We start from the raw sequence: 25257 nt of genomic DNA, 5'->3' as shown, positions 1-25257 counted from the left end.
CGCCGTTGCGACGCTTGCGGACCGCCTCTTGCTATCGTTAATTGAAATAGAAATCGTTTTCATCAATACCCTGGAGGAACCGTGAAGCTCGCTTTCGTGGGCAAAGGAGGCTCGGGCAAGACCACCCTCGCCTCGCTCTTCGCCCGCCACGCCGTCGCCGAGGGACACCGCGTCATGGCCATGGACGCCGACATCAACCAGCACCTGGGAGCCGCGCTCGGGCTCGACCCCGCCGACGCGGCCTCCCATCCGGTACTGGCCGACCACCTGCACGACCTCAAGACGCACCTGCGCGGCACGAACCCCCTCATCCCCGAGAACGGGGCCATGCTCAAGACCACCCCGCCGGGGCCGGGGTCACGACTGCTCACCGTGGACGACGACAACCCGGTCTTCTCCCGGGCCTTCAGCGACGTCGGCGGAGTCCGCTTCGCCGCCACTGGCGGATTCGACACCGACGACCTGGGCGTTTCCTGCTACCACTCGAAGGTCGGGGCCGTCGAGCTGATCCTCAACCACATGATCGACGCTCCGGAGGACTTCGTCGTCGTGGACATGGTGGCCGGCGCCGAGGCCTTCGCCTCGGGCATGTTCACCCGCTTCGACCGCACCTACCTGGTCTGCGAGCCGACGCTGCGCAGCGTCGGAGTCTTCGAGCAGTACCGGTCCTACGCCGCCGACTACGACGTGAGGATCGCCGTGGTGGGCAACAAGGTCGAGGACGAGGCCGACGCGGACTTCCTGCGCGAGCACGTGGGGGAGAACCTGGTCGCGGTGATGGGCCGCTCCGGGTACGTGAAGGCCGCCGAGCGGGGGCGCGTCGGGCCGATCGCGGATCTGGAGCCGGACAACCTGGCGGCGGTGGAGCGGGTGCGGGGCCTCGCGCTGGAGACGCCGAAGGACTGGACCAAGTTCACCGCGCAGGCCCACGAGTTCCACGCCCGGGCCGCCAAGTCGTGGGGCGACGAGAAGACGGGCTTCGACCTGTCGACGCAGATCGTGACCGACTACGTGCTGGGGCCGCACCTGCTGGACTGAACGCCCGTCGTTCGCGGGGCGAGGATCAACATGATCTGCGGCGGCCTCGCCGGCCTTCATAGCGCCCGTCGTTCGCGGGGCGAAGGCCGCTTGGGCAGCGAGAGATCGAACGGGGCGCCGTCAGGGTCGGACGGCGCCCCGCACACCTTGGGAGGATCGATCGGGCCGGAGGGTTTCTCCACCCGTTCGAAGACAGAATCGGCTGCTGTGGCGGCCAAGTCGACGGCACCGCCTCGTCCAGCCCAGTCGGGCGGCAGCGTCTTGGCGGTCAATTCTCTTGTGGCACAAGAAAATCGACCGCTGTGCGTGTGCCTCCGATGCTACGCGGAGCCGCGCCGGAGGGCAACGTTCTCCGACCGAGATCACGTCCGGCGGCCTCAAGCGTCCAGAAGGGCGCGGTCCCGTTTGGAAGAAGAGGACGTTTTCTCGTACAGGCATAGACGTTTTGCATGCGTGGACGAAATTGGGTCGCCTAAGTGACAGCGCGGGGACCCTCCGCTCCCGACAATGGGTTACCACGGCTCTGTGAGAGGAGAATCGTATGTCTCTGGACGTACCAGAACGACTGCTGGCCAAGGCCGAACACGGCGACGTGGACGAGGCCGAGTTCATCGACTGCGTGAGGACTTCCCTGCCTTACGCGTGGGACGTCATCGCCAACGTGGTCGACGACCTCAAGAACGGCATCGCCGCATCCACCGGCTCGACCCAGTTCGCCGACAACACGACCCCGCCCCCGGACGAGACGTCCCGCGGCCAGCTGCTGAGAGTCCTCGCCTCGGACGCCATGAGAGGCGCCCTCGAGCGCCACTTCGGAGTGAGGCTCGCCTTCCAGAACTGCCACCGCGTGGCGGCCTTCCCGCCCTCGGAGGCCGACTCCGACACCTACCGCAAGTTCACCTCCCCGCGCGGGCAGCTGCTCAACCAGTCGCCGGAACTGCGGGACTGCTGAGCGAGAGTCCGGACTCCGGAGCCGCCGAGGGAGCGGCCCGGATCCGGACGGGCGCCGGCGAACGAGCGGACCCGGTCTCTCCGGGACCGCCCGGAGAACGACACGGCGAACAGTACGACGAACGACACAGCGAACGCCGCAGTGAAACGCCCGGAGCCCGTCCCCGTCCGGCGGGCGGGCCACCGGACGGGGACGGCCGCGGTCAGACCTCATCGCTGCGACGGGCCGGCACTGCGCGTAGTGCCGGCCCACATTCCCGCAGCGCCGGACATCGAATCGGCTTCCTGCCACTGTTACGGAGGCGTCCACGGGCTTTCCACGGGCGAGCCGCGGGCCTTCCACGGGAGAGCCGACGGCGAGCTATGGGCCTTCCGCGGGCTTCCCACGGGAGAGCCGACGGCGAGCCACGGGTCTCCTCTGGAAGAAACAGCTTTCGCACCCTGGTGAACCGGACATTTTCCCTTCTCCGGCGTCCCTTGTATCCTGGAGGCATGTCTGTAGCGGTGCGTGTGATCCCCTGCCTCGACGTGGACCAAGGCCGCGTCGTCAAAGGCGTCAACTTCTCCGGCCTCGTCGACGCCGGCGACCCCGTCGAGCTGGCGCGCGCCTACGACCACGCCGGCGCCGACGAACTGACCTTCCTCGACGTCACCGCCTCGTCGGCCGGCCGGGAGACCACCTTCGACGTGGTCCGCCGCTGTGCCGAACAGGTCTTCATTCCGCTCACCGTCGGGGGCGGAGTCCGCACCGTCGACGACGTCGACAGGCTCCTGCGCGCCGGGGCCGACAAGGTCGGCGTGAACACGGCCGCCATCGCGCGCCCCGAGGTCATAGCCGAAATCGCCGACCGCTTCGGCAACCAGGTGCTCGTCCTGAGCGCCGACGTCGCCGACCGGGCCGAGACGCCCTCCGGCTGGGAGGTCACCACCCACGGCGGGCGCCGCCGCACGGGCATCGACGCGATCGAGTGGATCGAACGCGCCGCCGACCTGGGCGCCGGCGAGATCCTGCTCAACTCGATCGCCGGCGACGGCACCAAGGCCGGCTTCGACCTTCCCCTGATCCGCTCGGCGCGCGAAGCGGTGTCCGTCCCGGTCATCGCCTCCGGCGGCGCGGGGAAGGCCGCCGACTTCCCTCCGGCCGTCGACGCCGGGGCCGACGCCCTGCTCGCGGCCAGCATCTTCCACTTCGGCGAAGTCTCCATCGGCGAGGTGAAGAGCGAACTCTCGGCCGCCGGACACCCGGTCCGGACCGCCGTGGACGGTTAGGGGCGTAGAGGGAACGACTTGACCGGTTCGGCCCGGAGGTTCCGTCTGTCGGGCGGCGATCGTCGCCCGGATTGGCCAGGTAGTGCTCGGAAGCGTCCTCAACCCCCGAGCTGGACTCCCTTCGGCGTCCGAGCGGCGGATCGTCCTCGCCTTTCCGAACCACTCCGAGGGGTCGTCCCCGCCCGCTTGACCCACTCTGAAGGACCGTCCCCGCCTCCTTTAACCACTCTGAAGGACCGACCCCGCTCCTTTGAACCCCTCCGAAGGGGCGTCTCCACCTCTCCGAGCCACTCCGAAGGGGCGCCTCCTCCCCGAACCATTCACTCCGCGGGATCCTCCCCGGCAGCGGTCCCGGCGTTCTGAACAGTGGACCCACCGGTCCCGCAGGGTGAAACCCGGAGCGAAGGGCCCGCCTTTCGCCCACGTCACAGTGCCGAACAGGAATGTCGCCGCTCACCCCTATGTTGAGAGAGAGCAGGCCGCCACTGCCGTGCCCTCGCAATCCGTTTGCCTACGGCTCCGCGCTTCGGGCATCATTGCAAGGTCGACCACTTGCCTGCCGACAAGTCAGGAGGGTTCGGACCGAACCCGCACGGAGTGGCCCGACGTCCTTGACGCACAAACCCCGGGAGGCGCCACCATGAGCCGCAGCGTGAGACGCGACGACCCAGAACCCGACGCCGAGGCGGTGAAAGAGAGGACCGAGACCGCAGAGACCGGCGACGGCGCGGACACGCCCGCCACCACGGAAGACCGAACCGACAAGCGCCTGCTCCGACGCGGGCTGAAGAACATCCGCGACGCCGTCCGCCTGGAACCCAAGCTGTTCACCGTCGCCGTCACCGGCGCCATCGTCAACTCGGCCACCCAGATCGGCGCCTCGTTCGCCGTCGGCTACATCGTCACCGGCGTGGTCGTGCCCAGCTACCGCCAACAGGAGTTCCTCACCGGAACGGTCGTCCTCGGCATCCTCGCCCTCTTCGCCCTGTCGCTGATCCGCTTCACCTCGATGGCCACCCGGCGCATCTTCGCCGGCGCCATGATGTTCCAGGTCCAGGCCCACTACCGCCGCGCGGTCACCCGCCGCTACCTGTCCCTGCCGATCTCCTGGCACCAGAAACGCCAGACCGGCACGCTCCTGTCCAACGCGAACGCCGACGTCGAGGCCGCCACCCGGCCGCTGGCCCCGCTGCCGTTCGCCTTCGGCACCGCCTTCATGATCATCGCCTCCGTGGCCGTGCTCTTCTCGCTCGACTGGGCGCTCGCACTCGTCGCGCTGCTCCTGGTCCCCGCCCTGTTCACGCTCAACGGCGTGTACGCGACCCGCATGTCCCCGCGCGCCAAGCGCGCCCAGGAACTGCGCGCCGAAGTCTCCGCCGTGGCGCACGAGTCCTTCGACGGCGCCCTGGTCGTCAAGGCCATGGGACGCGAAGAGCAGGAGACGCGCCGCTTCCGCGACTCCGCCCAGCGCCTCCGCGACGCCCTCATCCGAGTCGGCCGCATCCGAGCCGCCTTCGAGCCGGTCATCACGGCACTGCCCGAGATCGCCTCCGTCGCGGTCCTCCTCGTCGGCCTCTACCGCTACCAGAGCGGCAACCTCACCCTCGAACAGCTCGTCACCGCGACGTTCCTGTTCACCGTCATCGCCTTCCCGATCCGCGCCATCGGCTGGGTCCTCGGCGAAATCCCCACCTCCGTGGTCGGCCGCGACCGCGTCGACCGCGTGATCTCGGCGAAGGGCGACATGACTTACGGCGAAAAGCACCTCGACGCCGAACACGCCGCCGAGCTCCGCTTCGACCACGTCGCCTACACCTACCCGGACGGGACGAGCGCTCTCGACGACGTCAGCTTCACCATCGAACACGGTGAGACCGTCGCCCTGGTCGGAGCGACCGGCTCGGGCAAGTCCACCATCGCCCACCTGGCCACCCGCCTGGTCGACCCGACTCGAGGACGCGTGGAGCTGGACGGGCACGACACGCTCGGCCTCTCGCACGCCAGCCTCGCGGAGTCGGCCTCGCTGGTCACCCAGATACCGTTCGTCTTCGACGACACCGTCCGCCACAACATCACCCTCGAACGCGAGGGCGTCACCGACCGGGACGTCGACGAGGCGCTCGCGGCGGCCCAGGCCGACGGCTTCATCGCCGACCTCGCGGAGGGCGTCGACACCGAGCTGGGGGAGCGGGGCACCAGCCTCTCCGGCGGCCAGCGCCAGCGCCTCACCATCGCCCGGGCCCTCGCGGGCCGTCCCCGCCTGATGATCCTCGACGACGCCACCAGCGCCGTCGACCCGAAGGTCGAGGCGGCCATCCTGACCGGCCTGAAGGACTCCGGACAGGCCACCTCGGTGCTCGTCGTGGCCTACCGCCGCGCGAGCATCTCGCTGGCGGACAAGGTCGTCTTCCTCAAGGACGGCCGCGTCGCCGACATCGGAACGCACACCGACCTGCTGGAGCGCAACGGCGCCTACGCCGACCTCGTGACGGCCTACGAACAGGCCGAGGCGGAGAGGGAGTTCGAAGAGGAGGAGACCAAGGCATGAACGACACCGACCACGAGAGCAGGCTCAGCCCTCTCGAGACCCTCAAACGCGGCCTGTCCTTCTCCCCGGAGCTCAAGACCGGCCTGGCCTTCACCATCGTGCTGGCCCTCATCGCCACCGTCGGGCGCATCGTCGTCCCGGTGTCGGTGCAGAACGTCCTGGACAACGGCATCCTCGGCGAGGACGGCCCGAACTCGGGCTACGTGCTGACGGTGGCCGTGATCGCCCTGGGCGTCATCGTCCTCACCGCCGGCGTGAGCTACTGGATGAACCGGCGCCTCTTCGTCACCTCGGAGACGGCCCTGGCGGGCCTGCGCGAGCGCGCCTTCCGCCACATCCACGACCTGTCCATGCTGCACCAGCAGTCGGAACGGCGCGGTTCCCTGACCGCGCGCGTCACCACCGACATCGACCAGCTCAGCCAGTTCCTCCAGTTCGGCGGCATACAGCTGGTCGTCGCGGCCGGCCAGGTGCTGGCCGCCTCGGTCATCATGTTCTGGTACTCGCCGCTGCTGGCGCTCGTGGTGTGGGTCAGCGTCTTCCCGGCGCTTTACCTCGTCAAATGGCTGCAGCCCCGCCTGGCCAACGCTTACACCCGCGTGCGCCTCTCGGTGGGCGTCATGCTGACGCGCGTGTCGGAGTCCGTCGTGGGGGCCGACACCATCCGCGCCTACGGGGTCGGCCACCGCACCTCCAAGCGGCTCGACGACGCCATCGAGGACCACCGCTCGGCGCAGCTGCGGGCCATGTACCGCTCGGCCGGGTCCTTCGGCGCCGGAGAGTTCGCCAACTTCATCGTCCTGGCCGCCGTGGTCGCCTTCGGCGCCTGGCAGGTGTCCGGCGGCGACCTCACCGTCGGGCGCCTCACCGCGTTCCTCTTCCTCGTGACCCTGTTCGTGCAGCCGATCGTCACCGGCACCGAGATCCTCAACGAGGCGCAGAACGCCGTGTCCGGCTGGCGCCGCGTCATCGACGTGCTCGACACCGAGCCGGACGTCGCCGACCCCGGCGCCGACGGCGTCGACTTGTCCGCCGGACAGCTGGGCGCCACCTTCGACGACGTCCGCTTCTCCTACAACGACGGCGAGGAGATCCTGCACGGCATCACCGTGGACATCGCGGCCGGGCGCAAGTACGCCGTGGTCGGGGAGACCGGTTCGGGCAAGACGACCTTCGCCAAGCTGCTGACCCGCCTCATGGACCCCGGTTCCGGAACGGTGTCCCTGGCGGGCGCCGACATCCGCACGATCCGGTTCGAGTCCCTGCGGCGTCGCGTGGTCATGGTCCCCCAGGAGGGGTTCCTCTTCGACGGGACCCTCGCCGAGAACATCCGCTTCTCGCGCCCCGAGGCCGACGAGGCCGAGATCTACGCGGCCTTCTCCTCGGTGGGCCTGGACGGATGGGTCGACGGCCTGCCCGCCGGGCTGCACACCGAACTCGGCGAGGGCGGGGAGAGCCTGAGCGTCGGCGAGCGCCAGCTGGTCGCCCTCGTGCGGGCCTACGTCGCCGACCCCGACCTGCTGGTCCTCGACGAGGCCACCAGCGCCGTCGACCCGGCCACCGAGCTGAGGCTCGCCCAGGCCCTCGACGCCGTGACGCGGGGGCGGACGACCGTCATCATCGCCCACCGCCTCTCCACGGCCGAGACGAGCGACGAGGTCCTCGTCTTCGACCACGGCGACCTGGTGCAGAAGGGCCACCACGCCGACCTGGTGGAAGAACCGGGGTCGGTCTACGCCAACCTGCACGCCAGCTGGGTGGAGCAGACGAGGGCCCTGTGAGCGTCTCGTAGCGGGTCCGCCGACCGCTGGTGAATAGGGAAGGGCCGCCGAGCGCTCAGCGCTCGGCGGCCCTTCCCGCACCGTTGGAGGACAAGCTGTTGGAGGACAAGACGCCCGCCTCCGGCTTTCAAAGGTCTACTCGACGGGCCGCCGCGCCCAGAACGACGCGGCCAGAGCCCCCGACACGTTGTGCCAGATGGAGAACACGGCCGCCGGAAGCGCCGCGGCGGGGGAGAAGTGGGCGTTGGCCAGAGCGGCGGCCAGCCCGGAGTTCTGCATCCCGACCTCGACGGCGATCGCCCGGCGCCCCGCCTCGTCCACCCCGGTCAGACGGGCCGCGCCGTAGCCGAGCAGCAAACCCAGGCCATTGTGGAGAATGACCGCCGCGAACAGCAGGAGGCCGCTGGAGAGCACGGTGTCGGCGCTCGCTCCTACGACGGCGGCGACCACCACCATGATCCCCGCGACCGACACCAGCGGCAGGACTGGAAGCAGCAGCGTGACAAGGCCCGACGCGAACCGGCGCACCAGGATGCCCAACACCACCGGGACCAGGACGACCTGTGCGATGGAGACCATGAGCCCTCCGGCGTCCACCGGCAGCTCGGAACCGGCCAGCCAGAGCACCAGGAAAGGGGTCGCCAACGGCGCCACGAGAGTGGAAATAGAGGTCATGGCCACCGACAGGGCCACGTTCCCGCGCGACAGGTAGACGACCACATTGGAGGCCGTGCCGCCCGGAGAGGCGCCCACGAGCACCATTCCGACCAAGAGCGCGCCGGTGAAGCCCATGACCTGACCGATGCCCCAGCCCAGCAGCGGCATGACCAGGAACTGGGCCGCCACGCCCGCGGCGACCGCCGCGGGGTGCCGCGCCACGACGGCGAAGTCCTTCGCCCGCAGGGTGAGGCCCATACCGAACATGATGACCCCGAGGACCGGGGTGATGGCGGGGGCCAGCGACGCGCTCGCGGCCGGGGCGAGAAGGCCGACGGCCGCGGCGGCGAGGACGAGCAGGGCGAACCAGCGGCCGGCGAAGGCGGCGACGCGACGCACGAAGAGCATTCGCAAATCCTAGGAGACGCCGCGCGGACCCGGCCCGGAGGCCGGGACCCTCTCACATGGTGGCCGGGGACCCGCTCCCGCGGTCCTCCACGGGAAGTCCCCGGGCCGCTCGCGCCGAGTTCGCGGCCCTCAGCCGAAGTTCATCTTCCCCGCCAGGTGCGGCAGGCGCTTCTTGATCATATAGACCGTCCACAACCCCAACAGGATCGTGACGGGCCAACCGCCCACGAGCGTCACCAGGCCCAGCGCGGTCGTGGCGTCGATCTGGTAGAGCCACAGGCGCAGCACGTTCTTCAGCAGGAACACCACGCCCCAGACGACCGTCACGAAGCCCATCAGCTTCAGCAGCGGCTTGTCCTCACGCCACTCCTTCTTCCCTCCGCGTGCCAGGATCGCGTACATCCAGCCGACGATAGGGTGTTTCACCAAGGTCGATCCGATCAACAGGAAACCGTATATCAGGCCCTGCACCACGCCCCAGATGTAGAAGTTCCGGGCCTCGCCGCTCTTCCACGCCAGGACAGCGCCGATGGCGACGCCGAACAGGCCGTTGAGCGCGTACCGCGGCGACTCGCGCCGGGCGAAGCGGACGCCAGCGATGACCAGGGCCGAGGCCACCGCGGCGACGATCGCCACGTGCAGGCCCTCGAACCCGCCGACCGTCTCCGGCAGCAAGGGGTTGAGGACGATGAAGACGGTGATCGGGATGGCGGCCTCGACGAACCCCCTCACTCCGCCCAGCTGCTGTGCGAGCAGCTCGGTGAACGGGGGCTCCTCCTCGGACGACTGCCTCGGCTCAGGTCGGGTGGCGGTCACAAGTCCTCATCTCCGGGTCCTAGCGGACCAGTTGGTATTCGGGGTTGTAGAAGGTGCGCAGCCCATCCTCGCCCTCGGCGACCCTTCCGGTCACCCTCAATCGCGACCCGGTCTCCAGGCCGGCGATGCGGCCGCGCCCCATCCAGACGATGGCGGCCGTCCCTGAACCGTCGGAGATCTCGGCCCTCACGCCGAGACCCGCACCGCCGGTTTCGAAGACGATCAACGTCAGTCTACCGAGGATCGAGGAGTACGAGCGGACCCGCAGGTCCGCGATCGGCGTGCGCCTAGTCCTCCCGTGCGACTCGGCGTCGCGGCTCAGGTCGGCGGCCACCAGCTCCGAGGCGGGCGCCCCGAGACGGTGCAACCCCCTCTTCAGGCGCGCGGCCAGGCCCGCGGGCTCGTCGTTCCGCTCCACTGCCCCCTCCGGCATTGCGATCTCAGCCGCGGGGCTTCGGGGAGGGCTTGCGGCGGACCTTCGGCGTCTGCGTGTCGCCGCCGGCGACGACGGCCCGGTCGGGTTCCCCGCCCTTGGCCTTGCGCTCGGCGATCTGCTGGGCGGCCGCCTCGGCCATCTTGGCCGGGAGCTTCAGCGGCACCGGCTCCTTGACGGGCATGGCCAGGTTCCCGCGGTCGACGACGATGCGCCCGAAGGCCTCCGACAGCTCGGGGGCCTTCGACGGGTCGGCGGCGACCTCGCCCTGGAACGTTCCCGTCAGCAGCCAGCGCGGGCCGTCGACCCCGACGAACCGCACGACCGACGTACCCTGCTTGGCCGGAACCCGGGCGATCAGCTCGCGGCCCCACTCGCCGTCGGCGGTGTCGAACTTGCCGCCCTTGGCGCCGATCTCCCGGCGGATGTCCTCCTGGACCTCGCCCCAGATGCCCTCGGTGCGCGGAGCAGCCCGCAGCATCACCTGCACGGCCGATTTGCCCACCGACAGCACGACCTGGCCCACGTTGCCCTGCGCGTCGGTCTGGGCCTGGAATCCCACGCCCTTGGGGACGGGCAGGCGGATGGCGCCCAAGTCGATCTTGCGGCCCTCGTCCTCCTCGGGAGCGTCGGCGACGTCATAGGGGCCGGTCGTGACCTCCTGCTCGACTACCTCGTCGGTCTCGGCGAGCGAGTCGAGCACCGCACCGTCGTCCTTGTGCTTCTTCTTCGAAGACCGTCGGCGTCCGAACACCAGTTCTCTCCTCTTAATCGTTCATCCGGGGTTTTCCGGGGGCGGCCAGTACGCGGTGCCCCCCTGAGGACCCGTGCCCGCCCTCTCCGCGCGCCGACTCCTCCAGGGAGTCCACCGCGGTGAAGCGGGCCCGCACCACCGGCTGGATCACCAGCTGCGCGATCCGGTTCCCTCTTTCCATTGCGACCGTTTCGCTTCGGTCGAGGTTGATCAGGTTGACCCGTATCTCTCCACGGTATCCCGAGTCGATGGTCCCCGGCGAATTGACGCCCGTGACGCCCAGGCGGTGCGCGAGGCCGGAACGCGGCGTGATGAAGCCGACGTAGCCCTCGGGGATCTCGACCGCGACGCCGGTCGGCACGAGGCGGCGCTCGCCGGGCTCCAGGGCGAAGTCCTCACGGGAGCGGAGGTCGGCGCCGGCGTCGCCGGGATGCGCGTACGACGGCTGTGGCAGGTCCGGGTCGAGCATCACGATCCGCACGGGTAGGTCGGTCACTGTGGGTTCTCCTGGATAGTCGCGACGGGCCTCCCCGATCTTAGTGGAAGGGCATCCCACCATCGGCAATCCCTGGGCATGCCCGGGCCGGTCGCTGGGGTATGGTCGGAACGTGGCCGACAATAGCGCAAGCTTCCGCGAGACTCTGATGCCGCCCTGGTGGGGCTGGATCGCCGGGGCCCTCCTCGGCCTCGGCGCGGGTCTCATCTTCTACATGGGCGGCAATGTCTGGTACCGCCTCCTCCCGCTCGCAGTCTTCCCCGTGGTCGTCCTCATCGGCATGTGGTGGCTGGGCCGCCTCGCGGTCTCCGTCTCCGACGAGGCTTCCGGAGAGGGAGCGGAGGACTGGGACGGCGCCTGGTTCCACGTCGACGACGCCAAGCTCCCCGCCTGGGCGATCGGAGAGGTGGAGGTCCTGCGCGGGCACGCCCTATCCGACATGCTGAGCGTGGGCGCGCACCCGCTGGGCTTCGTGGTCCAGCGTCCCTGGTGCCGCGCGGCCGTCCTGGTGCGGCTCGCCGACGAGGACGACCCGACCCCGTACTGGATAGTGTCGTCCCGGCGTCCCGAAGAGCTCGCCGAGGCCCTCGCGGCGGTGCGCGACGCGGCCGGTCCGCGTCCCGAACCGGGCCGGAGCGCCCGGACGGGCCGGGAGCCCCGCTTGGAGAAGGCCTGACCTTCGAGGAAGCCGTCCTCGCATCGCCGGCCGCGAGGCCGGTGTGGAAGGGGGAGCCTGACCCCCGAGGGATCCGGCCCCGGCTCCGCGCCCTCATCGCGGGCGCACTCGGGTAAGGCCCGCCCCCATCGAAGACTATGACGAAGGCCCGGACGATCCGTGATCGTTCGGGCCTCAGGCGTCTGGGGAAGCGGTCCGCCGACTAGGCGCAGTCGGAGCAGATGGGCTGCCCGTTCTTGTCGCCCGCGTACTGACTCCGGTGCTGGACCAGGAAGCAGCTGCTGCAGCGGAACTCGTCGTCCTGCATCGGGACCACCTTGACGGAGAGCTCCTCGTCTCCGAGGTCGGCGCCGGGCAGTTCGAAGTTCTCGGCGACCTCGGTCTCGTCGACGTCGACCTTGCCGCTCTGGTCCCGGTTCCCCTTGGCGATGGCCTCGATGGCCTCACCGCCCTGGGGTTCTTCTTTCTCGCGCCGAGGGGCGTCGTAATCGGTTGCCATGGTCGAAGCTCCTAGTGGTTTCCTTAATCGAGCACAATCGTGACCGGAGCGTTACGTAAACGCTTCGGGACAGTTGGCGTACTGTACCGTACGCCGACCCCTTCTTTACAACAGGGGTGGCCTGAATAGTTCCAATTGTGAGCAACAACACAACAAGTGGCGAATCCGAGTGAACTCGAGCGTCTCCGCAATCGGCGGAGGGAATGCAGGATACTCTAATGGCGAGTCCTATTCTGGGGAGGTTTCATGCGGTTCGCGCGGGTCAGGGCGTTCGTGGTCGTCTGTGTTCTCGTTCTCGTGGCGGGCGTGGCGACTTGGATCGCCATCTCCAAGGACACGCAGGGGGACGGCGCGTCGGGCGCATGCGGGGGCGACCTCATCCCCATCGAGACCGACCCCGAGAAGATCCCCCCGCTCGAGGACATCGAGATCGTCGTGCTGAACGGCACCGACCGCGACGGGCTCGCAGAGACCGCGCGCAACCAGCTCGAGGAGCGCGGCTTCACCGTCGTGGAGAGCGACGACACCGAAGCCCGGGTCGACAAGAGCGCCGAGGTCACCTACGGTCCCGACCAGTACCTCGCGGGACTGCACGTCAAGTCGTACTTCTACCGCGGCGCCGAGAACTTCCAAGCCGACTGGGACAAGCCCGTGACCGTGACCGTCGGAGAGGGCTTCGACCAGGTGCTGCGCACCGACGAAGCCCTGCGGACCTGGAGCCACGCCTCCAGCATCGACCCGCCCAAGGGCACCTGCTCGGTCGACTAGCGGACCGCGGGCCGGCCCGCGGTCCGAACGAGTTCCCGATCGGCGGGTCCGTGCGAGGGTCGGTCGGCGAGTCCAGAGGCGGCGGTACGTTCGGCCGGCCGCCGACGGGTCGACCGGGCGGCCCGGAAACTCCCCTGTACTTGCGGTGCCACATGGGCCTGGCCACCAGGCCGACCGGGCGGCCCGGAAACTCCCTCTCATCACGAGTCGTTGTCGGCCCCGCACGACAGCCGACCAGGCGGCCCCGGAAATTCCGCCACCGTCTTCCCCGTCCCGGTCCCGCCTCCGATCGGCACGGCCGGGCCCGTGCGGAGCGACACGCCGATCAAAACACATCCGGCGCGGACGCGCAGGCAGGCAATCTCGCTGATTCGGCGCTACAATTCTTGGGTCCCCGCCTGAGCGCGGGGGCGCGACGGCCCCTCCTCCCGCCCGGGACGACGGGGCGCGGGCGGACTCCGCGGCCACTGCGGTCCACCGGACCAGACCTTGATCGGCTTGCCCGATCGTGTTATGGCAATCCGGCGAATTCTGCCCGTACAGTTGAATATCCGGAGCCGCGCCCGCTCGACCGGGCCGACGGCCCGACAGCCACCCGTGTGGCCCAGGACCGCCAAGTGCTCGTGGCGGCGGCCGGGGCCACGCCGCCACCGCTTGATCCAAGAGGAGCTCGGCCCCGGCCGCGCCCACCACATGCCTCGGAAGGTTGCTCGTGACAGACGCACGTCCCAACGGCACTGACGTACAGTCGTTGACCGAATCGCTACTCGCTCTCGCCCGTGAAAGCGAAGGCCAACTCACCTCCGCCACTGTCGCTCAGGTTCTGGAGTCTGGACAGGCCACACCGGCCCAGGGCAAGCAGATCCTTCGATCCCTGGCCGAGAACAACGTGACCGTCGTGGTGGACGGCTCGCTGACCGGCAAGAAGCGCGTGCCCGCCGCCCGGACCGCCTCCACTGCCCGCTCCACTTCCGCCAAGGCCCCGGCGAAGAAGACCGCGAAGAAGGCCGCGGCGAAGAAGACCACCAAGAAGTCGGCCGCCGCGACCGCTGCGGCGAGCGCCGTCGACGAGGTCGCCGCCGAGACCGGAGACGAGCCGGCCGCCAAGCGCGCCAAGAAGACCGCGAAGAAGGCCGCCGCCAAGAAGACGGCGAAGAAGGCCACCGCGAAGAAGGCCGCCAAGAAGACCGCCGCCAAGAAGGCGGCGGAGCCGGCGGGGGACGGCGACGAGGTCGAGTTCACGGTCATCGAACTGCCGCCCGAAGAGGCCCCCAAGCCGAAGAAGCGCGCCGCGAAGAAGACGGCCAAGAAGGCCGCCGCGAAGAAGGGCAAGAAGGGCGAGGGCGACGAGCCCGACGAGTCCGACTTCGAGTGGGACGAAGAGGACTCCGAGGCCCTCAAGCAGGCCCGCAAGGACGCCGAGATGACCGCCTCGGCCGACTCGGTCCGCGCCTACCTCAAACAGATCGGCAAGGTCCCCCTCCTCAACGCCGCGCAGGAGGTCGAGCTCGCCAAACGCATCGAGGCCGGCCTGTACGCCGCCGAGCGCATGCGGCAGATGCGCGAGGCCGGCGAGGAGATCCCCACGCGCATGCGCCGCGACCTGGACTGGATCACCCGCGACGGCGACCGCGCCAAGGACCACCTCCTGGAGGCCAACCTCCGACTGGTCGTCTCTCTGGCCAAGCGCTACACCGGCCGCGGCATGGCGTTCCTGGACCTGATCCAGGAGGGGAACCTCGGGCTGATCCGCGCGGTGGAGAAGTTCGACTACACCAAGGGCTACAAGTTCTCCACCTACGCCACCTGGTGGATCCGCCAGGCCATCACGCGCGCCATGGCCGACCAGGCCCGCACCATCCGCATTCCCGTGCACATGGTCGAGGTCATCAACAAGCTCGGCCGCATCCAGCGCGAGATGCTCCAGGACCTGGGCCGCGAGCCCACGCCCGAGGAACTGGCCAAGGAAATGGACATCACGCCGGACAAGGTGCTGGAGATCCAGCAGTACGCGCGCGAGCCCATCAGCCTCGACCAGACCATCGGCGACGAGGGCGACAGCCAGCTCGGCGACTTCATCGAGGACTCGGAGGCCATCGTGGCCGTCGACGCCGTGTCGTTCAGCCTGCTCCAGGGGCAGCTGCAGCAGGTGCTGCAGACGCTCTCGGAGCGCGAGGCCGGCGTGGTGAGGCTGCGCTTCGGCCTGACCGACGGGCAGCCGCGCACCCTCGACGAGATCGGCCAGGTCTATGGGGTGACGCGCGAGCGCATCCGCCAGATCGAGTCGAAGACCATGTCCAAGCTGCGCCATCCGTCGCGCTCGCAGGTGCTGCGCGACTACCTGGACTAGGTTCACCCGATCCGGCTACGCGATTTCCGCCGACAGCGATAAACGGTGTTCCGGCCTTGCTGTTCGAGCAATAGTCGGATAACGTTTGTACGACTCGGGTACCGCACTCGGCACGAGGCTCCGACCCAGTGAGCACAGTCTCACTCGGGTATGGAACAGTAGAGTGTCCACAGGTGTTGTACCGAGCGACCCGGTGGTTCTGGAATGGGATCTCCGGGTGTGGAAAGAGAACCGGTCACAGCGGAGGAGTACTTATGACATCCACCCTGACGCCCCCGAAGACTTCGGATCGTCCTGTCGCGGGAGAGCGCTGCGATCGGTGTGGCGCTGCGGCCAAGCTTCGTGTTCTGCTCGCCGAGGGCGGTGACCTCGTCTTCTGTGGTCACCACGCGAACGCCTACGCCGACAAGCTCGTACCGATTGTCGTCGATTTCTCTGTCGAGCCCGAGTTCGAGTGGCGCGGCAAGGACCTCATGGCGAGCGAGAACTAGGGCGCAGCAGCGTCACCGCGGAGTCGATCCTCCGCGAAAGCACAAAAAGGACAACGACCAAGACTTCAAGGGCCGGGAATCCCGTGGGATTCCCGGCCCTGTTCTATTGCCTTGTTCCGTGGCTTTGCCCCGTTGCCTGGTTCAGCTCTGTTCTGTTCTGGCCCGGTGGTTTCGTTCCCTCGTCCGTTCCGCCTTGGTTTCCGTGGTTCCTGCCGGGCGGCATACTCCGCTGTGTGGCTGTGTGGCTGTGTGGCTGTGTGGCTGTGTGGCTGTGTGGCTGTGTGGCTGTGTGGCTGTGTGGCTGTGTGGCTGTGTGGCTGTGTGGCTGTGTGGCCGCGCAGCCCGGTCTGTGCGGCGGCGCCGAATCCGCTCCGCCGCTCTCCCGGCGCCGCGCGCCCGGCTCACCAGGAGCGCAGGGTGGCGATGCGCTGCTCCAGCTGTTCGATGGTGGCTTGGGCGCTCGGCGGGCCGCCGCAGGACTTGCGGAGCATGGAGTGGATCTTGCCGTGCGGCTCCCCGGTCGCGACGGCTCGCGCCCCGACCAGCTGGTTGAGCTGTTTGCGCAGTTTGAGGCGTTTTTGGGCGTTCGTCATGGGAGGCTCCGCGGCGGGCTCGGCCTTCTCCTTGGCCGGCGCCTCGGCGGCCTTCGGGCGGTCGGCCTGCTTGCTGATCTGCTCGCGCTGGCGTTTGCGCAGTAGCAGCTCGACCTGGTCGCTGGTGAGGAGGCCGGGGATGCCCAGGTACTCCTGCTCCTCGGCGGTGCCCGGCTGCGCCGGGATGCCGAAGGAGCTGCCCTCGAAGATGACCTGGTCCAACTCGGCGTTGGTCTCCAGCGTCTCGCGCGTCCCCATGGGCTCGCCGGGCTCGTTGAGCTCCCGCTGAGCCTCGGCGAGGAGATCCTCGGGGTCCTCGTCCTCGGCCTTCCTCTGCTCGATGACGTGGTCGCGGTCGGCCTCCAGATTCTCGGCCAGCCGCAGCAGCGGCACGACCGAGGGCAGGAACACCGACGCCGTCTCACCCGGGCGCCTGGACCGCACGAAGCGGCCGATGGCCTGCGCGAAGTACAGGGGAGTGTGGGCGTTGGTCGCGTAGACCCCGACGGCCAGGCGGGGGATGTCGACGCCCTCGGAGACCATGCGGACGGCGACCAGCCACTCCTGGTCGGAGTCGGAGAACTTGGCGATGCGGTCGGAGGCGTCGCCGTCGTCGGAGAGGACGACCTCGGCGGTCTTGCCGGTGACCTTCTTGAGGATTCCCGCGTAGGCGCGGGCGGTGGTCTGGTCGGAGGCGATGATGAGCCCGCCCGCGTCGGGCATGCCGGCGGCGCGCAGAGACTCGAGGCGCTTATTGGCCGCGCGCAGGACCTGGGGGATCCAGTCGCCCTGCGGGTCGAGCGCAGTCCGCCACGCCTGCGCGGTCAGGTCCTTGGTCAGCGGCTGCCCCAGGCGCACGGAGAGCTCGTCTCCGGCCCGGGAACGCCATTTCGCCTGCCCGGAGTAGGCCAGGAAGATCACGGGCCGCACGACGCCGTCGGTGAGCGCGTCGCGGTAGCCGTAGAGCGCGTCGGCCTGGCTCCGCTTGGCCCCGTCGGGTCCTTCGTCGTAGCGCACGAACGGGATCGGGTTGTCGTCGGAGCGGAACGGCGTACCGGTCAGAGCCAGGCGCCGGTCGGCCTCGTCGAAGGCCTTGAACACCCCGTCGCCCCAGGAGCGGGAGTCGCCGGCGTGGTGGATCTCGTCGAGGATCACGAACGTCCGGCGCGCCAGGGTGCGGCGGCGGTGGACGGCGGGGTCCGCGCCGACCTGGGCATAGGTGAGCACCACGCCGTGGTAGTCGGAGGCGGAGTGGATGTCGGCGTTGCGGAAGCCGGGGTCGAGGTGGATGCCGAACCGCGAGGCGGCGACGGCCCACTGGGTCTTCAGATGCTCGGTGGGGGCCAAGACCGTGACGGTGTCGACGGTGCCCTCGGCGAGGAGGTCGTAGGCGATACGGAGGGCGAAGGTCGTCTTGCCCGCGCCGGGCGTCGCCACGGCCATGAAGTCCCGCTTTGCTCCGGAGTGGTACGACAGCATGGCCTCTCTCTGCCAGACCCGAAGGGACGGAAGGGCATCGGGCTTCACGGCAGGGATCATCGGCGCTCCTCTCGGACCGGATTCAGGACGGGGACAGAATGTTGATTCTAACCCGGGAGTCCGGGGCGGGATCACTTCTCCAGCAGGATGGTGTGCGGTCCCGCATTGACGCTCTCCACGTTCATGAAGGCGCCGAACTTCCCCGTCTCCACCTGGGCGCCGAATCCGCGCAGGTACTCCACGACCTTGTCCACCAGCGGTTCGGCGACGTCGCCGGGAGCCGCGTCGTTCCACGTGGGGCGCCTTCCCTTGCGGCAGTCGGCGTACAGGGTGAACTGGCTGACGCACAGCACGGGGGCTCCCAGGTCGGAGGCGGATTTCTCGTCCTCCAGCACGCGCAGGCTCCAGATCTTGCGGGCGATCCACTCGGCCTCCTTCTCGGTGTCAGTATGAGTGACGCCGACCAGGACGAGAAGGCCGTCGGTAATCGATCCCACGATCGTGTCGTCCACGGTCACCGAGGCGCGTGAGACGGTCTGTACTACGGCTTTCACAAGCGCTCCCCTCGCGGGTCGTTCTCCGGCGGCGGGTTCCGCCGCCATCGATGGTAGGGACCCGCTCCTCCTGTCCGTCGAGCGGTCCGGCCCTCCTGTGGCCGACCAGATCCGATCCGCCCGGCCCCTATCGCGACGGCCGGGGCGGGCCTATGCTGAGGGTATGAAGGACAAGGCCCAGGTCATCACCGAAGCCCGCATGAGCCTGGAGGAGGAGCGCCACGTCCGAGTCCGCCGCTACCTCGTCATGATGGGCCTGCGGGTCGTCGTCCTGGTCCTCTGCGCGGTCCTGGCCGTGCTCCAGGTCCCCCTGCTGTGGCTGTGGCTCCTCCTGGGCGTGGCGATCGTCTCGGCCATGCCCTGGATGACGGTCCTGCTGGCCAACGACCGCCTGGTGACCCGCAAGATGCGCAAGGCGGAGAAGGCGGCCCGCCGGCGCCGTCTGGAATCGGACGGCGGGGGAGGTCGGCGCTCCATCGGTTCGGATTGAGCGGTTCGAACGGCTAGACTTGGTTTCTCGATTCGAATCCGACCGCCGGCCACTGTGAACGGCTGTCGCACTAGAGGACCTGAAAGAGGGTGAACAGCCGTGAGCGACCTGCCGTCCACCGGTGGCTCCACGACGCTGGACGAACAGACCGAGAGCAAGTCGGAATACCGCTATGACGAGGGTGATGAGGAGCGCTTCTCGCACTATGTGCCGCGGGAGAAGCTCATGCAGGCCATGCTCGACGGTATTCCGGTCAAGGCGCTCTGCGGGAAGATGTGGGTCCCCACCCGTGATCCCGAGCGCTTCCCGATCTGTCCGACCTGCAAGGAAATCTTCGAGCAGATGAAGAAGTGACGACCGGGGCCTCCGGCCCCGCTCGCCGCTCCGCGAGCGTCCCACGGCGCGGTCCGGGTAGTGAGCCGGATCCACCGAACCGCGGTGAATGGACTCCTAAGGGCTTCACGCTGGCATAATGCTAGAGGTGGAGCCCTTCAGCGTTGTCCTGGTCGCCGATCTCGCCGGCGTGGTCGTCTTCGCCGCCTCCGGAGCCTCGGCCGCGGTCGCGCGCCGCTTCGACATGTTCGGCGTCGCCGTCATCGGCGTGGTCACCGCCCTGGGCGGGGGAGCGACCCGCGACGTCCTGATCGGCGCCGTTCCCCCGCTGCTGCTCTCCGACTGGCGCTACCCCCTCGCCGCGGTCCTCGCGGCGGTGTTCGTCTTCTACTTCCACCCCGCCTTCTCCCGCCTCTTCAGGGCCGTCCTCGTCCTCGACGCGGCCGGACTGGCCCTCTTCACCGCCCTGGGCACCCAGAAGGGCCTCGCGTACGGCCTCAGCCCCTGGGCCGCCTGCGTGGTGGGCGTCCTCTCCGGCGTCGGCGGCGGGATGATCCGCGACCTCCTCACCCAGGAGATCCCCGTGATCCTGCGGGAGGACTTCTACGCCGTCGCCGCCCTGGCCGGCGCCGTCCTCGCCGTCGTCGCCACCCCGCTGGACTCCTCCCACGGCCAGTGGGTCAGCGCCCTCGGCGGCGGCTGCGTCGTCTTCGCCGTCCGGCTGCTCGCCATCAAGTTCCGTTGGTCCGCCCCGAAACCCCGGATCTGAGCTCCCCGGCCGGCGGCCCGAACCGGCCAATCTCCGGTCCACCCCGAAACCCCGGATCTGAGGCACGCGAAAGGCGCCTTCCGCCGTCCCGTAAGCGACACTATTACTATCCGGTAGACGACTCTCGGAACCCTGTCGCGGACTTGTCTCCCGAGTTTGTGCCACCTTTGCCCGCAAGGGGTTTCACCTCGGCTTTTCCCAAGGCAAGCTGAAGGCCAGACAAGAAATTCTCCCCGGTGCCCGGTTGGAGTCGTCCAGGAAGGTGAATCCCGATGGCACAGACCAACACAGTCCCGCACCCCGCTCCCCGACTGCGCTCCGCGAACTCGCGCAAGAGCGCCCAGGGTTCTCATAGCGCCCCCCGACCCGCGAACACCGAACCGTCCACCGACCCCGTCCGCCACTACCTCAACGGCATCGGCCGCCACCGCCTCCTGACGGCCGAAGAAGAGGTCACCTGCGCCAAGACCATCGAGGTCGGGCTCATCGCCGAACACCGCGTGAGCATCGCCACCGACCCGGACCTGCGCTCCGACCTCGCCGCCCTGGCCGAGGAGGGGCGCCGCGCCAAGCGCCGGATGCTCGAGTCGAACCTCCGCCTCGTCGTCTCCATCGCCAAGCGCTACTCCCACCACTCGCTGAGCATGCTCGACCTGATCCAGGAGGGGAACCTCGGGCTGATCCGCGCGGTGGAGAAGTTCGACTACACCAAGGGCTACAAGTTCTCCACCTACGCCACCTGGTGGATCCGCCAGGCGATCAACCGCGCCCTGACCGAGCAGGCCCGCACCATCCGCGTCCCGGCGCACGCCATGGACCAGATCAAGCGGATGAACAAGGTCCGCTCGGAGCTGCTCTCCAAGCTCGGCCGCGAGCCGCGCGCCGGAGAGATCGCCGAGGACATGGGCGTCCCGACCGTCAAGGTCCTGGAGCTGCTCACCTACGAGCGCGAACCGGTCAGCCTCGACCAGACCGTCGGTGAGGAGGACAACACGGTGCTCGGCGACATGGTCGCCGGAATGGCCGTCGAGACCACCTCGGAGGGCACCGTGGCCCACCGCATGATGAGCCGGCACATCAACGCCGTGCTCCGCACGCTTCCGCAGCGCGAGGGCGCCGTCCTGCGCCTCCGCTTCGGCATCGACGACGGCCGCCAGCGGACCCTGGAGGAGGTCTCCACCGACTTCGGGCTCTCCCGCGAACGCGTCCGCCAGATCGAGAAGAACGCCCTCCACCTGCTGCGCCAGCCCGGTTACGCGACGCAGCTCTCCGAGTACGTCGCCTGAAAGCGCCCCCGGAGCGCCCCGAGCCCCGCGGTCCCCGTGACCCCGTGGGGCTCATGGCGTGTCCATGAACACTGTCACAGTGCGGAACGCCTGCGAGGCGCCCCGGCACCGTCGGCGGGGCGGGCTAACATTGGTCCATACGGTTTTGCGAACCCTAGCCCGCCGGCCGACGAGTCCGAAGGAACGACTAATGGCTACCGACCTGGTTGACACCACGGAAATGTACCTGCGCACCATCCTCGAACTGGAAGAGGAAGGCGTTCCCGCTCTTCGCGCCCGCATCGCCGAGAGGCTCGACCAGAGCGGACCGACGGTCTCCCAGACCGTCGCCCGCATGGAACGCCACGGCCTGCTCCACGTCAAGAGCGACCGCCAGCTCGTGCTCACCGAGGAGGGCCGCCGCCAGGCCGTCTCCGTGATGCGCAAGCACCGGCTCGCCGAGAGGCTCCTCGTCGACATCATCGGACTGCCCTACGAGCAGGCTCATGAAGAGGCCTGCAAGTGGGAGCACGTCATGAGCGACGACGTGGAGCGCCGCGTCTACGAACTGCTGCAGAAACCCGACCACTCGCCCTACGGCAACGCCATCCCGGGGCTGCGCGACCTCGACCAGAGCGCGTCCGACGCCATCGGAGAGGGCGTCGCGCTGGTCACTGTCGCCGAAGGGCAGAAGGTCCGCATCGCCCGCCTGGTGGAGTCGGTGCAGACCCAGCCGCACCTGTTGAACGCCCTGCACGGCGCCGGGCTCGACCCGGAGGCCGAGGCGGAGGTGCAGCTGCGCGGCGAGGACTTCGTCCTGGCCGGGCCGACCGGCGAGGTCGTGATCTCCAAGCCCGACGCCGAACGCCTCTTCGTCACCATGGCCGCCTGACGCTCCACACCGTTCGCGGTGCGGAGACCCCGGCCTTTCCGCCTGCCCTCCGACCTAGGCGGACGGACTCACTTCGACTCGGCGTGCGCCGCGTCGATCCCCTTGGCCAGGTCCACGAAGGCGTCCACCAGGTCTTCCACCTGTCCCTCGTCCACGCCGTCGGCCTCGGTGTAGCGCAGCTCGAACCAGGAGTCCTCGTTGATCCAGTTGAGCAGCAGCGCCGGGCCCGCGCCCGTGTCCTCGGTCAGAACGGCCGAGTACCCGGCCACGCCCAGACCCTCGACGAGCGCCTTGTCGCCGACGACCTTGTCGACATAGGTCTCGTCGTCCAGCTCCTTCTTGCCGTTGGCCAGCGTGAGGTCGGGGAAGGACCCCTCGGCGGTCTTGAGCACGCACGAGGAGCTGTCGTACTCCTCGTCGAACTCTTCGTCCCCCTCCTTGGGGAAACCGTCGGCGTACTTGAAGTCGTGGCCGGTGGCGTCGATCAGGGCGTCGGAGTCGATCAGGGGGCACAGCCCCTCGGCGGCCTCCAGGTCCAGCTCGACCGGGGCCCGCTCCTCCTCGGGCTCGACCTCGGTGAGGTCGCCCGGCAGGGGCTCCTCGTCGTCCTTCTCCTGGGGCGCGGAGCAGGCTCCCACGAGGGCCACGGCGGCGATCGCGGCGAGCCCGCGGACGCCCTTGGCGCGCATGGTGTTCAGCACGGTGTCACTTCCCTTCGCCCACGGCGCGCTCGCCGCCGCGGGAGATCCAGTCGCTCCATGAGCCCACGTAGACCGGCGGGACCGGCAGCCCCGCCACGGCCTGCCTCCAGGCGGCCAGGGAGGCGGTGACGCCCGAGCCGCAGTAGAAGGCGGCGTCCTCGGCGGACTCTATGTCCTCGGTCCGGGTCACGGGGATGTTCGCGGCGCCGGGAATGTGCCCGGCGACCGGGTCGATCGGCTCGTTCTCTCCCCGGTAGCGTTCGGGGGCGCGAACGTCGATCAGCTCGTGCTCCTCCAGCCAGGCGGGAATGTCCTCGTAGGATAGTGTCGGCAGGGATCCGGGGCGCACCATGGCGGTGCCCGGTTCGGGCGTCACCGGCCCGGACTCGACCGGCATTCCGGCCACCCTCCACGCCTCGAAACCGCCCTCCAGGACCGTCGCGCCGGCGATGCCGGCCCAGCGCAGCGTCCACCATGCCCGAGCGGCGGGCATTCCCGCGTCGTCGTCGTAGACCACGACCGTCGAGTCGTCGCTGATCCCGGCCCCGCGCAGCACTTCCCGCAGCCTCTCGGGGTCGGGCAGCGGATGGCGGCCCCCCGTCTCGGCCACCGGGCCGCAGAGGTCGGCGTCGAGGTCGAGGAAGACCGCGCCGGGAAGGTGCGAAGAGAGGTAGTCGCCCCTGCGCTCCGGGCCCGTCAGGCTCCACCGCACGTCGAGGACGACAGGACTGTTCAACTGGGAGAACTCGGCGATGCCGATCCTGGGATCCATGCCCTCACTTTACCGCCGCGCGGATCCTACTCGGCGGATGGGAGGCCCGGCAAGTGCTCGTTGGCGGCCAGGGCCTCTCCGGCGAGGTCGGGCATGACGACGACCTCGACGCCGGCGGCGCGCAGCTGCTCGTCCCCGCTGGTGCGCTGCACGAAGGTCTCGGGCTCGGCGGCGGCGTAAACGACCTTGGCTACGCGCGCCTCGATGAGCAGTCGCGCGCAGGGCCGCGGGCGGGAAGAACGGAGTCCGCACGGCTCCATGGAGGAGTAGACCGCCGCGCCCCGGGCCAGCTCGCCGGCCTGGCGCAGGGCGACCTCCTCGGCGTGGTCGGCCGGGTCCTCCGCACGGGACCAGCCCTCGCCGACCGCCTCACCGTCCAGGACGATGACGGCCCCCACGCTGAAGGCGGACGGGGAGGCGGGCGCCCTCCGGGCCAGCTCCACTGCTCTGTTCAGCCATTCGCGGTCGTTCACGGGCCCTCGCTCTCTGCCGCCGCCCTCGCGACGGCTCCGGTGCGTGCGGCTCAGGAATCCGAGGCTCAGTCGTCAGCGGCTCAGTTGTCCGTCGACAGGAAGTCCCCGATGGGGTTGTCGCGCCGCCAGGACGACACTCCCTCCTCCAGGCTACCGCCGCCCCGCAGCGCGCGGCGTTCGAGATCGAGGAGGCTTTCCTCGTTCATGCTGAAACTCCGCAGGGTCGAGGCCAGCCGCATCCGGTCGGACTCGAGGCCCTGTCGGGTGAAGACGTGGATCGTCTCGATGGTGTCGAAGATGTTGTGGGGATCGGTGAGGCTGCGCAGCCCGAACTCCTCGTAGGCCCAGTGCGGCGTCCAGAGCGTCACGGCGACCGGCTCGCGCCTCTCCACGGCCCTCTCCAGGGACGTGAGCATCGCGTCGGTCGACGAGGGCTCGATGGGGATCTCGAGGTTGTAGTACGGCCAGACGTCCTCTTCGGCGGCGAGCATGACCCCGGCGCTGGCCTCCACCCCCAGAACGCGCCCGCCGACCAGGTCGGCGTACTCGTCGAGCTCGTCGAGGGCGGTGAGGTCCTCGACGTAGTCGGGGACCGCGATGGCCAGGGCGGCGTCGTCGTACCAGAAGGAGATGTTGTCGATCTTCTCGCCGTAGCGGCGCATGTAGGGATCGTGGGTGCGGGGGAGCCAGCCGTCGAGGAAGACGTCGACCTCTCCCTCGGCCAGGGACCGGTAGAGCTCGTCGGCGTCGTCGAAGTCGCGCACCTCGACCGTCCACCCGGACTCGGTGAGGACCTGGCGCCACAGTTCGGTGATGACGAGGCACTCGGCCCAGGGCATGCCGGCCAGGGACACCTTGCCCTCGCCGGTGGGCACGGGGACGACCTCGGAGCCGTCGCCGTCGGCGTCCTTTCCGCAGGACCCCGCGCTCGCCAGGAGCCCGGCCCCGGCCAGGGTCATCAGGGTTCGTCGCCGCATCGTCCTTCGTTCCGATCGAGTGCA

26 protein-coding genes are annotated in these 25257 nt (G+C 69.2%); 14 read left to right on the top strand and 12 right to left on the bottom strand.

Annotated elements, in window-relative coordinates:
• The first annotated feature begins 81 nt into the window (after positions 1-81).
• From ACFTE1_RS13925 to ACFTE1_RS13905, 5 genes are all read left to right on the top strand, one after another.
• The gene (locus ACFTE1_RS13925) at positions 82-1038 is read left to right on the top strand and encodes an ATP-binding protein (protein ID WP_380622339.1); all 957 of its coding nucleotides are present in this window, start codon (positions 82-84) and stop codon (positions 1036-1038) included.
• A gap of 541 nt (positions 1039-1579) precedes the next feature.
• Positions 1580-1990: an SCO5389 family protein gene (locus tag ACFTE1_RS13920; protein ID WP_380622337.1), complete on the top strand. Its 411-nt coding sequence runs from the start codon at positions 1580-1582 to the stop codon at positions 1988-1990.
• 491 nt (positions 1991-2481) lie between these two features.
• The gene (gene hisF / locus ACFTE1_RS13915) at positions 2482-3258 is read left to right on the top strand and encodes an imidazole glycerol phosphate synthase subunit HisF (RefSeq protein WP_380622335.1); all 777 of its coding nucleotides are present in this window, start codon (positions 2482-2484) and stop codon (positions 3256-3258) included.
• A 640-nt stretch (positions 3259-3898) separates the two neighbouring features.
• Entirely contained in the window at positions 3899-5806 is a 1908-nt protein-coding gene (locus ACFTE1_RS13910) for an ABC transporter ATP-binding protein (protein ID WP_380622333.1), read from the top strand.
• A complete protein-coding gene (locus ACFTE1_RS13905; RefSeq protein ID WP_380622331.1) occupies positions 5803-7587 on the top strand; it encodes an ABC transporter ATP-binding protein in 1785 nt (594 codons plus the stop codon). The genes ACFTE1_RS13910 and ACFTE1_RS13905 overlap by 4 nt, the downstream gene beginning before the upstream one ends.
• A gap of 135 nt (positions 7588-7722) precedes the next feature.
• On the opposite strand, the gene ACFTE1_RS13900 is transcribed toward ACFTE1_RS13905, so the two are convergent.
• The 5 genes from ACFTE1_RS13900 to dut all read right to left on the bottom strand — a co-directional run bounded on the left by ACFTE1_RS13900 (position 7723) and on the right by dut (position 11151).
• Positions 7723-8652, bottom strand: coding sequence for a bile acid:sodium symporter family protein (locus ACFTE1_RS13900; RefSeq protein WP_380622329.1), 930 nt, complete (start codon positions 8650-8652; stop codon positions 7723-7725).
• Between the two features lie 129 nt (positions 8653-8781).
• Positions 8782-9468, bottom strand: a complete 687-nt coding sequence (locus ACFTE1_RS13895) for a DUF3159 domain-containing protein (RefSeq protein WP_380622328.1) — start codon at positions 9466-9468, stop codon at positions 8782-8784.
• A 19-nt stretch (positions 9469-9487) separates the two neighbouring features.
• Positions 9488-9886 carry a DNA-binding protein gene (locus ACFTE1_RS13890; protein ID WP_380762753.1) on the bottom strand — a complete coding sequence of 133 codons (399 nt, stop codon included), beginning with the start codon at positions 9884-9886 and terminating at the stop codon, positions 9488-9490.
• Between the two features lie 22 nt (positions 9887-9908).
• Complete coding sequence (locus tag ACFTE1_RS13885; protein WP_380622324.1) at positions 9909-10655, bottom strand: DUF3710 domain-containing protein; 747 nt, start codon at positions 10653-10655, stop codon at positions 9909-9911.
• Between the two features lie 13 nt (positions 10656-10668).
• The gene (gene dut / locus ACFTE1_RS13880; protein ID WP_380622322.1) at positions 10669-11151 is read right to left on the bottom strand and encodes a dUTP diphosphatase; all 483 of its coding nucleotides are present in this window, start codon (positions 11149-11151) and stop codon (positions 10669-10671) included.
• A gap of 112 nt (positions 11152-11263) precedes the next feature.
• Between dut and ACFTE1_RS13875 the strand changes: the two genes are divergently transcribed.
• Entirely contained in the window at positions 11264-11827 is a 564-nt protein-coding gene (locus ACFTE1_RS13875) for a DUF3093 domain-containing protein (protein WP_380622320.1), read from the top strand.
• Between the two features lie 202 nt (positions 11828-12029).
• On the opposite strand, the gene ACFTE1_RS13870 is transcribed toward ACFTE1_RS13875, so the two are convergent.
• A complete protein-coding gene (locus tag ACFTE1_RS13870; protein ID WP_380622318.1) occupies positions 12030-12326 on the bottom strand; it encodes a DUF4193 domain-containing protein in 297 nt (98 codons plus the stop codon).
• 306 nt (positions 12327-12632) lie between these two features.
• Here ACFTE1_RS13870 and ACFTE1_RS13865 point away from each other — a divergent pair, with 306 nt between their 5' ends.
• The 3 genes from ACFTE1_RS13865 to ACFTE1_RS13855 all read left to right on the top strand — a co-directional run bounded on the left by ACFTE1_RS13865 (position 12633) and on the right by ACFTE1_RS13855 (position 15935).
• A complete protein-coding gene (locus tag ACFTE1_RS13865; RefSeq protein ID WP_380762750.1) occupies positions 12633-13094 on the top strand; it encodes a LytR C-terminal domain-containing protein in 462 nt (153 codons plus the stop codon).
• Between the two features lie 712 nt (positions 13095-13806).
• A complete protein-coding gene (locus ACFTE1_RS13860; RefSeq protein ID WP_380622314.1) occupies positions 13807-15444 on the top strand; it encodes an RNA polymerase sigma factor in 1638 nt (545 codons plus the stop codon).
• A 254-nt stretch (positions 15445-15698) separates the two neighbouring features.
• On the top strand, positions 15699-15935 hold the full coding sequence (locus ACFTE1_RS13855) for a DUF7455 domain-containing protein (RefSeq protein WP_380622312.1): 237 nt from the start codon (positions 15699-15701) through the stop codon (positions 15933-15935).
• A gap of 401 nt (positions 15936-16336) precedes the next feature.
• Here the strand turns inward: ACFTE1_RS13855 and ACFTE1_RS13850 are convergent, their stop codons facing one another.
• Together ACFTE1_RS13850 and dtd are read right to left on the bottom strand one after the other, a co-directional pair.
• Complete coding sequence (locus tag ACFTE1_RS13850) at positions 16337-18067, bottom strand: DEAD/DEAH box helicase (protein ID WP_380622310.1); 1731 nt, start codon at positions 18065-18067, stop codon at positions 16337-16339.
• A gap of 71 nt (positions 18068-18138) precedes the next feature.
• Positions 18139-18561, bottom strand: a complete 423-nt coding sequence (gene dtd, locus ACFTE1_RS13845) for a D-aminoacyl-tRNA deacylase (RefSeq protein WP_380622308.1) — start codon at positions 18559-18561, stop codon at positions 18139-18141.
• Positions 18562-18724: 163 nt separating this feature from the next.
• Here dtd and ACFTE1_RS13840 point away from each other — a divergent pair, with 163 nt between their 5' ends.
• The 5 genes from ACFTE1_RS13840 (at position 18725) to ACFTE1_RS13820 (ending at position 22310) form a co-directional block, all read left to right on the top strand.
• Positions 18725-19051 carry a DUF3099 domain-containing protein gene (locus tag ACFTE1_RS13840; RefSeq protein ID WP_380622306.1) on the top strand — a complete coding sequence of 109 codons (327 nt, stop codon included), beginning with the start codon at positions 18725-18727 and terminating at the stop codon, positions 19049-19051.
• A gap of 99 nt (positions 19052-19150) precedes the next feature.
• A complete protein-coding gene (locus ACFTE1_RS13835; protein WP_380622304.1) occupies positions 19151-19405 on the top strand; it encodes a DUF3039 domain-containing protein in 255 nt (84 codons plus the stop codon).
• A 118-nt stretch (positions 19406-19523) separates the two neighbouring features.
• The gene (locus ACFTE1_RS13830) at positions 19524-20153 is read left to right on the top strand and encodes a trimeric intracellular cation channel family protein (RefSeq protein WP_380622302.1); all 630 of its coding nucleotides are present in this window, start codon (positions 19524-19526) and stop codon (positions 20151-20153) included.
• A 272-nt stretch (positions 20154-20425) separates the two neighbouring features.
• Entirely contained in the window at positions 20426-21439 is a 1014-nt protein-coding gene (locus ACFTE1_RS13825) for a sigma-70 family RNA polymerase sigma factor (RefSeq protein ID WP_380622300.1), read from the top strand.
• A 190-nt stretch (positions 21440-21629) separates the two neighbouring features.
• A complete protein-coding gene (locus ACFTE1_RS13820) occupies positions 21630-22310 on the top strand; it encodes a metal-dependent transcriptional regulator (RefSeq protein WP_380622298.1) in 681 nt (226 codons plus the stop codon).
• Positions 22311-22378: 68 nt separating this feature from the next.
• Here the strand turns inward: ACFTE1_RS13820 and ACFTE1_RS13815 are convergent, their stop codons facing one another.
• From ACFTE1_RS13815 to ACFTE1_RS13800, 4 genes are all read right to left on the bottom strand, one after another.
• The gene (locus ACFTE1_RS13815; RefSeq protein WP_380622296.1) at positions 22379-23011 is read right to left on the bottom strand and encodes a hypothetical protein; all 633 of its coding nucleotides are present in this window, start codon (positions 23009-23011) and stop codon (positions 22379-22381) included.
• 4 nt (positions 23012-23015) lie between these two features.
• Positions 23016-23783 (bottom strand): sulfurtransferase, encoded by a 768-nt coding sequence (locus ACFTE1_RS13810; RefSeq protein ID WP_380622294.1) that lies wholly within the window; start codon positions 23781-23783, stop codon positions 23016-23018.
• 26 nt (positions 23784-23809) lie between these two features.
• Positions 23810-24256, bottom strand: a complete 447-nt coding sequence (locus ACFTE1_RS13805; protein ID WP_380622292.1) for a deaminase — start codon at positions 24254-24256, stop codon at positions 23810-23812.
• Between the two features lie 80 nt (positions 24257-24336).
• A complete protein-coding gene (locus tag ACFTE1_RS13800) occupies positions 24337-25233 on the bottom strand; it encodes a glycine betaine ABC transporter substrate-binding protein (protein ID WP_380622290.1) in 897 nt (298 codons plus the stop codon).
• Positions 25234-25257 lie beyond the last annotated feature (24 nt).

The sequence above is a fragment of the Salininema proteolyticum genome, from assembly GCF_042685645.1.
GTDB classification, from domain to species: Bacteria; Actinomycetota; Actinomycetes; order Mycobacteriales; family Micromonosporaceae; genus Salininema; species Salininema proteolyticum.
The sequence above is the reverse complement of the archived record's forward strand: the minus strand, read 5'-3'. Positions and strand labels throughout refer to the sequence as shown.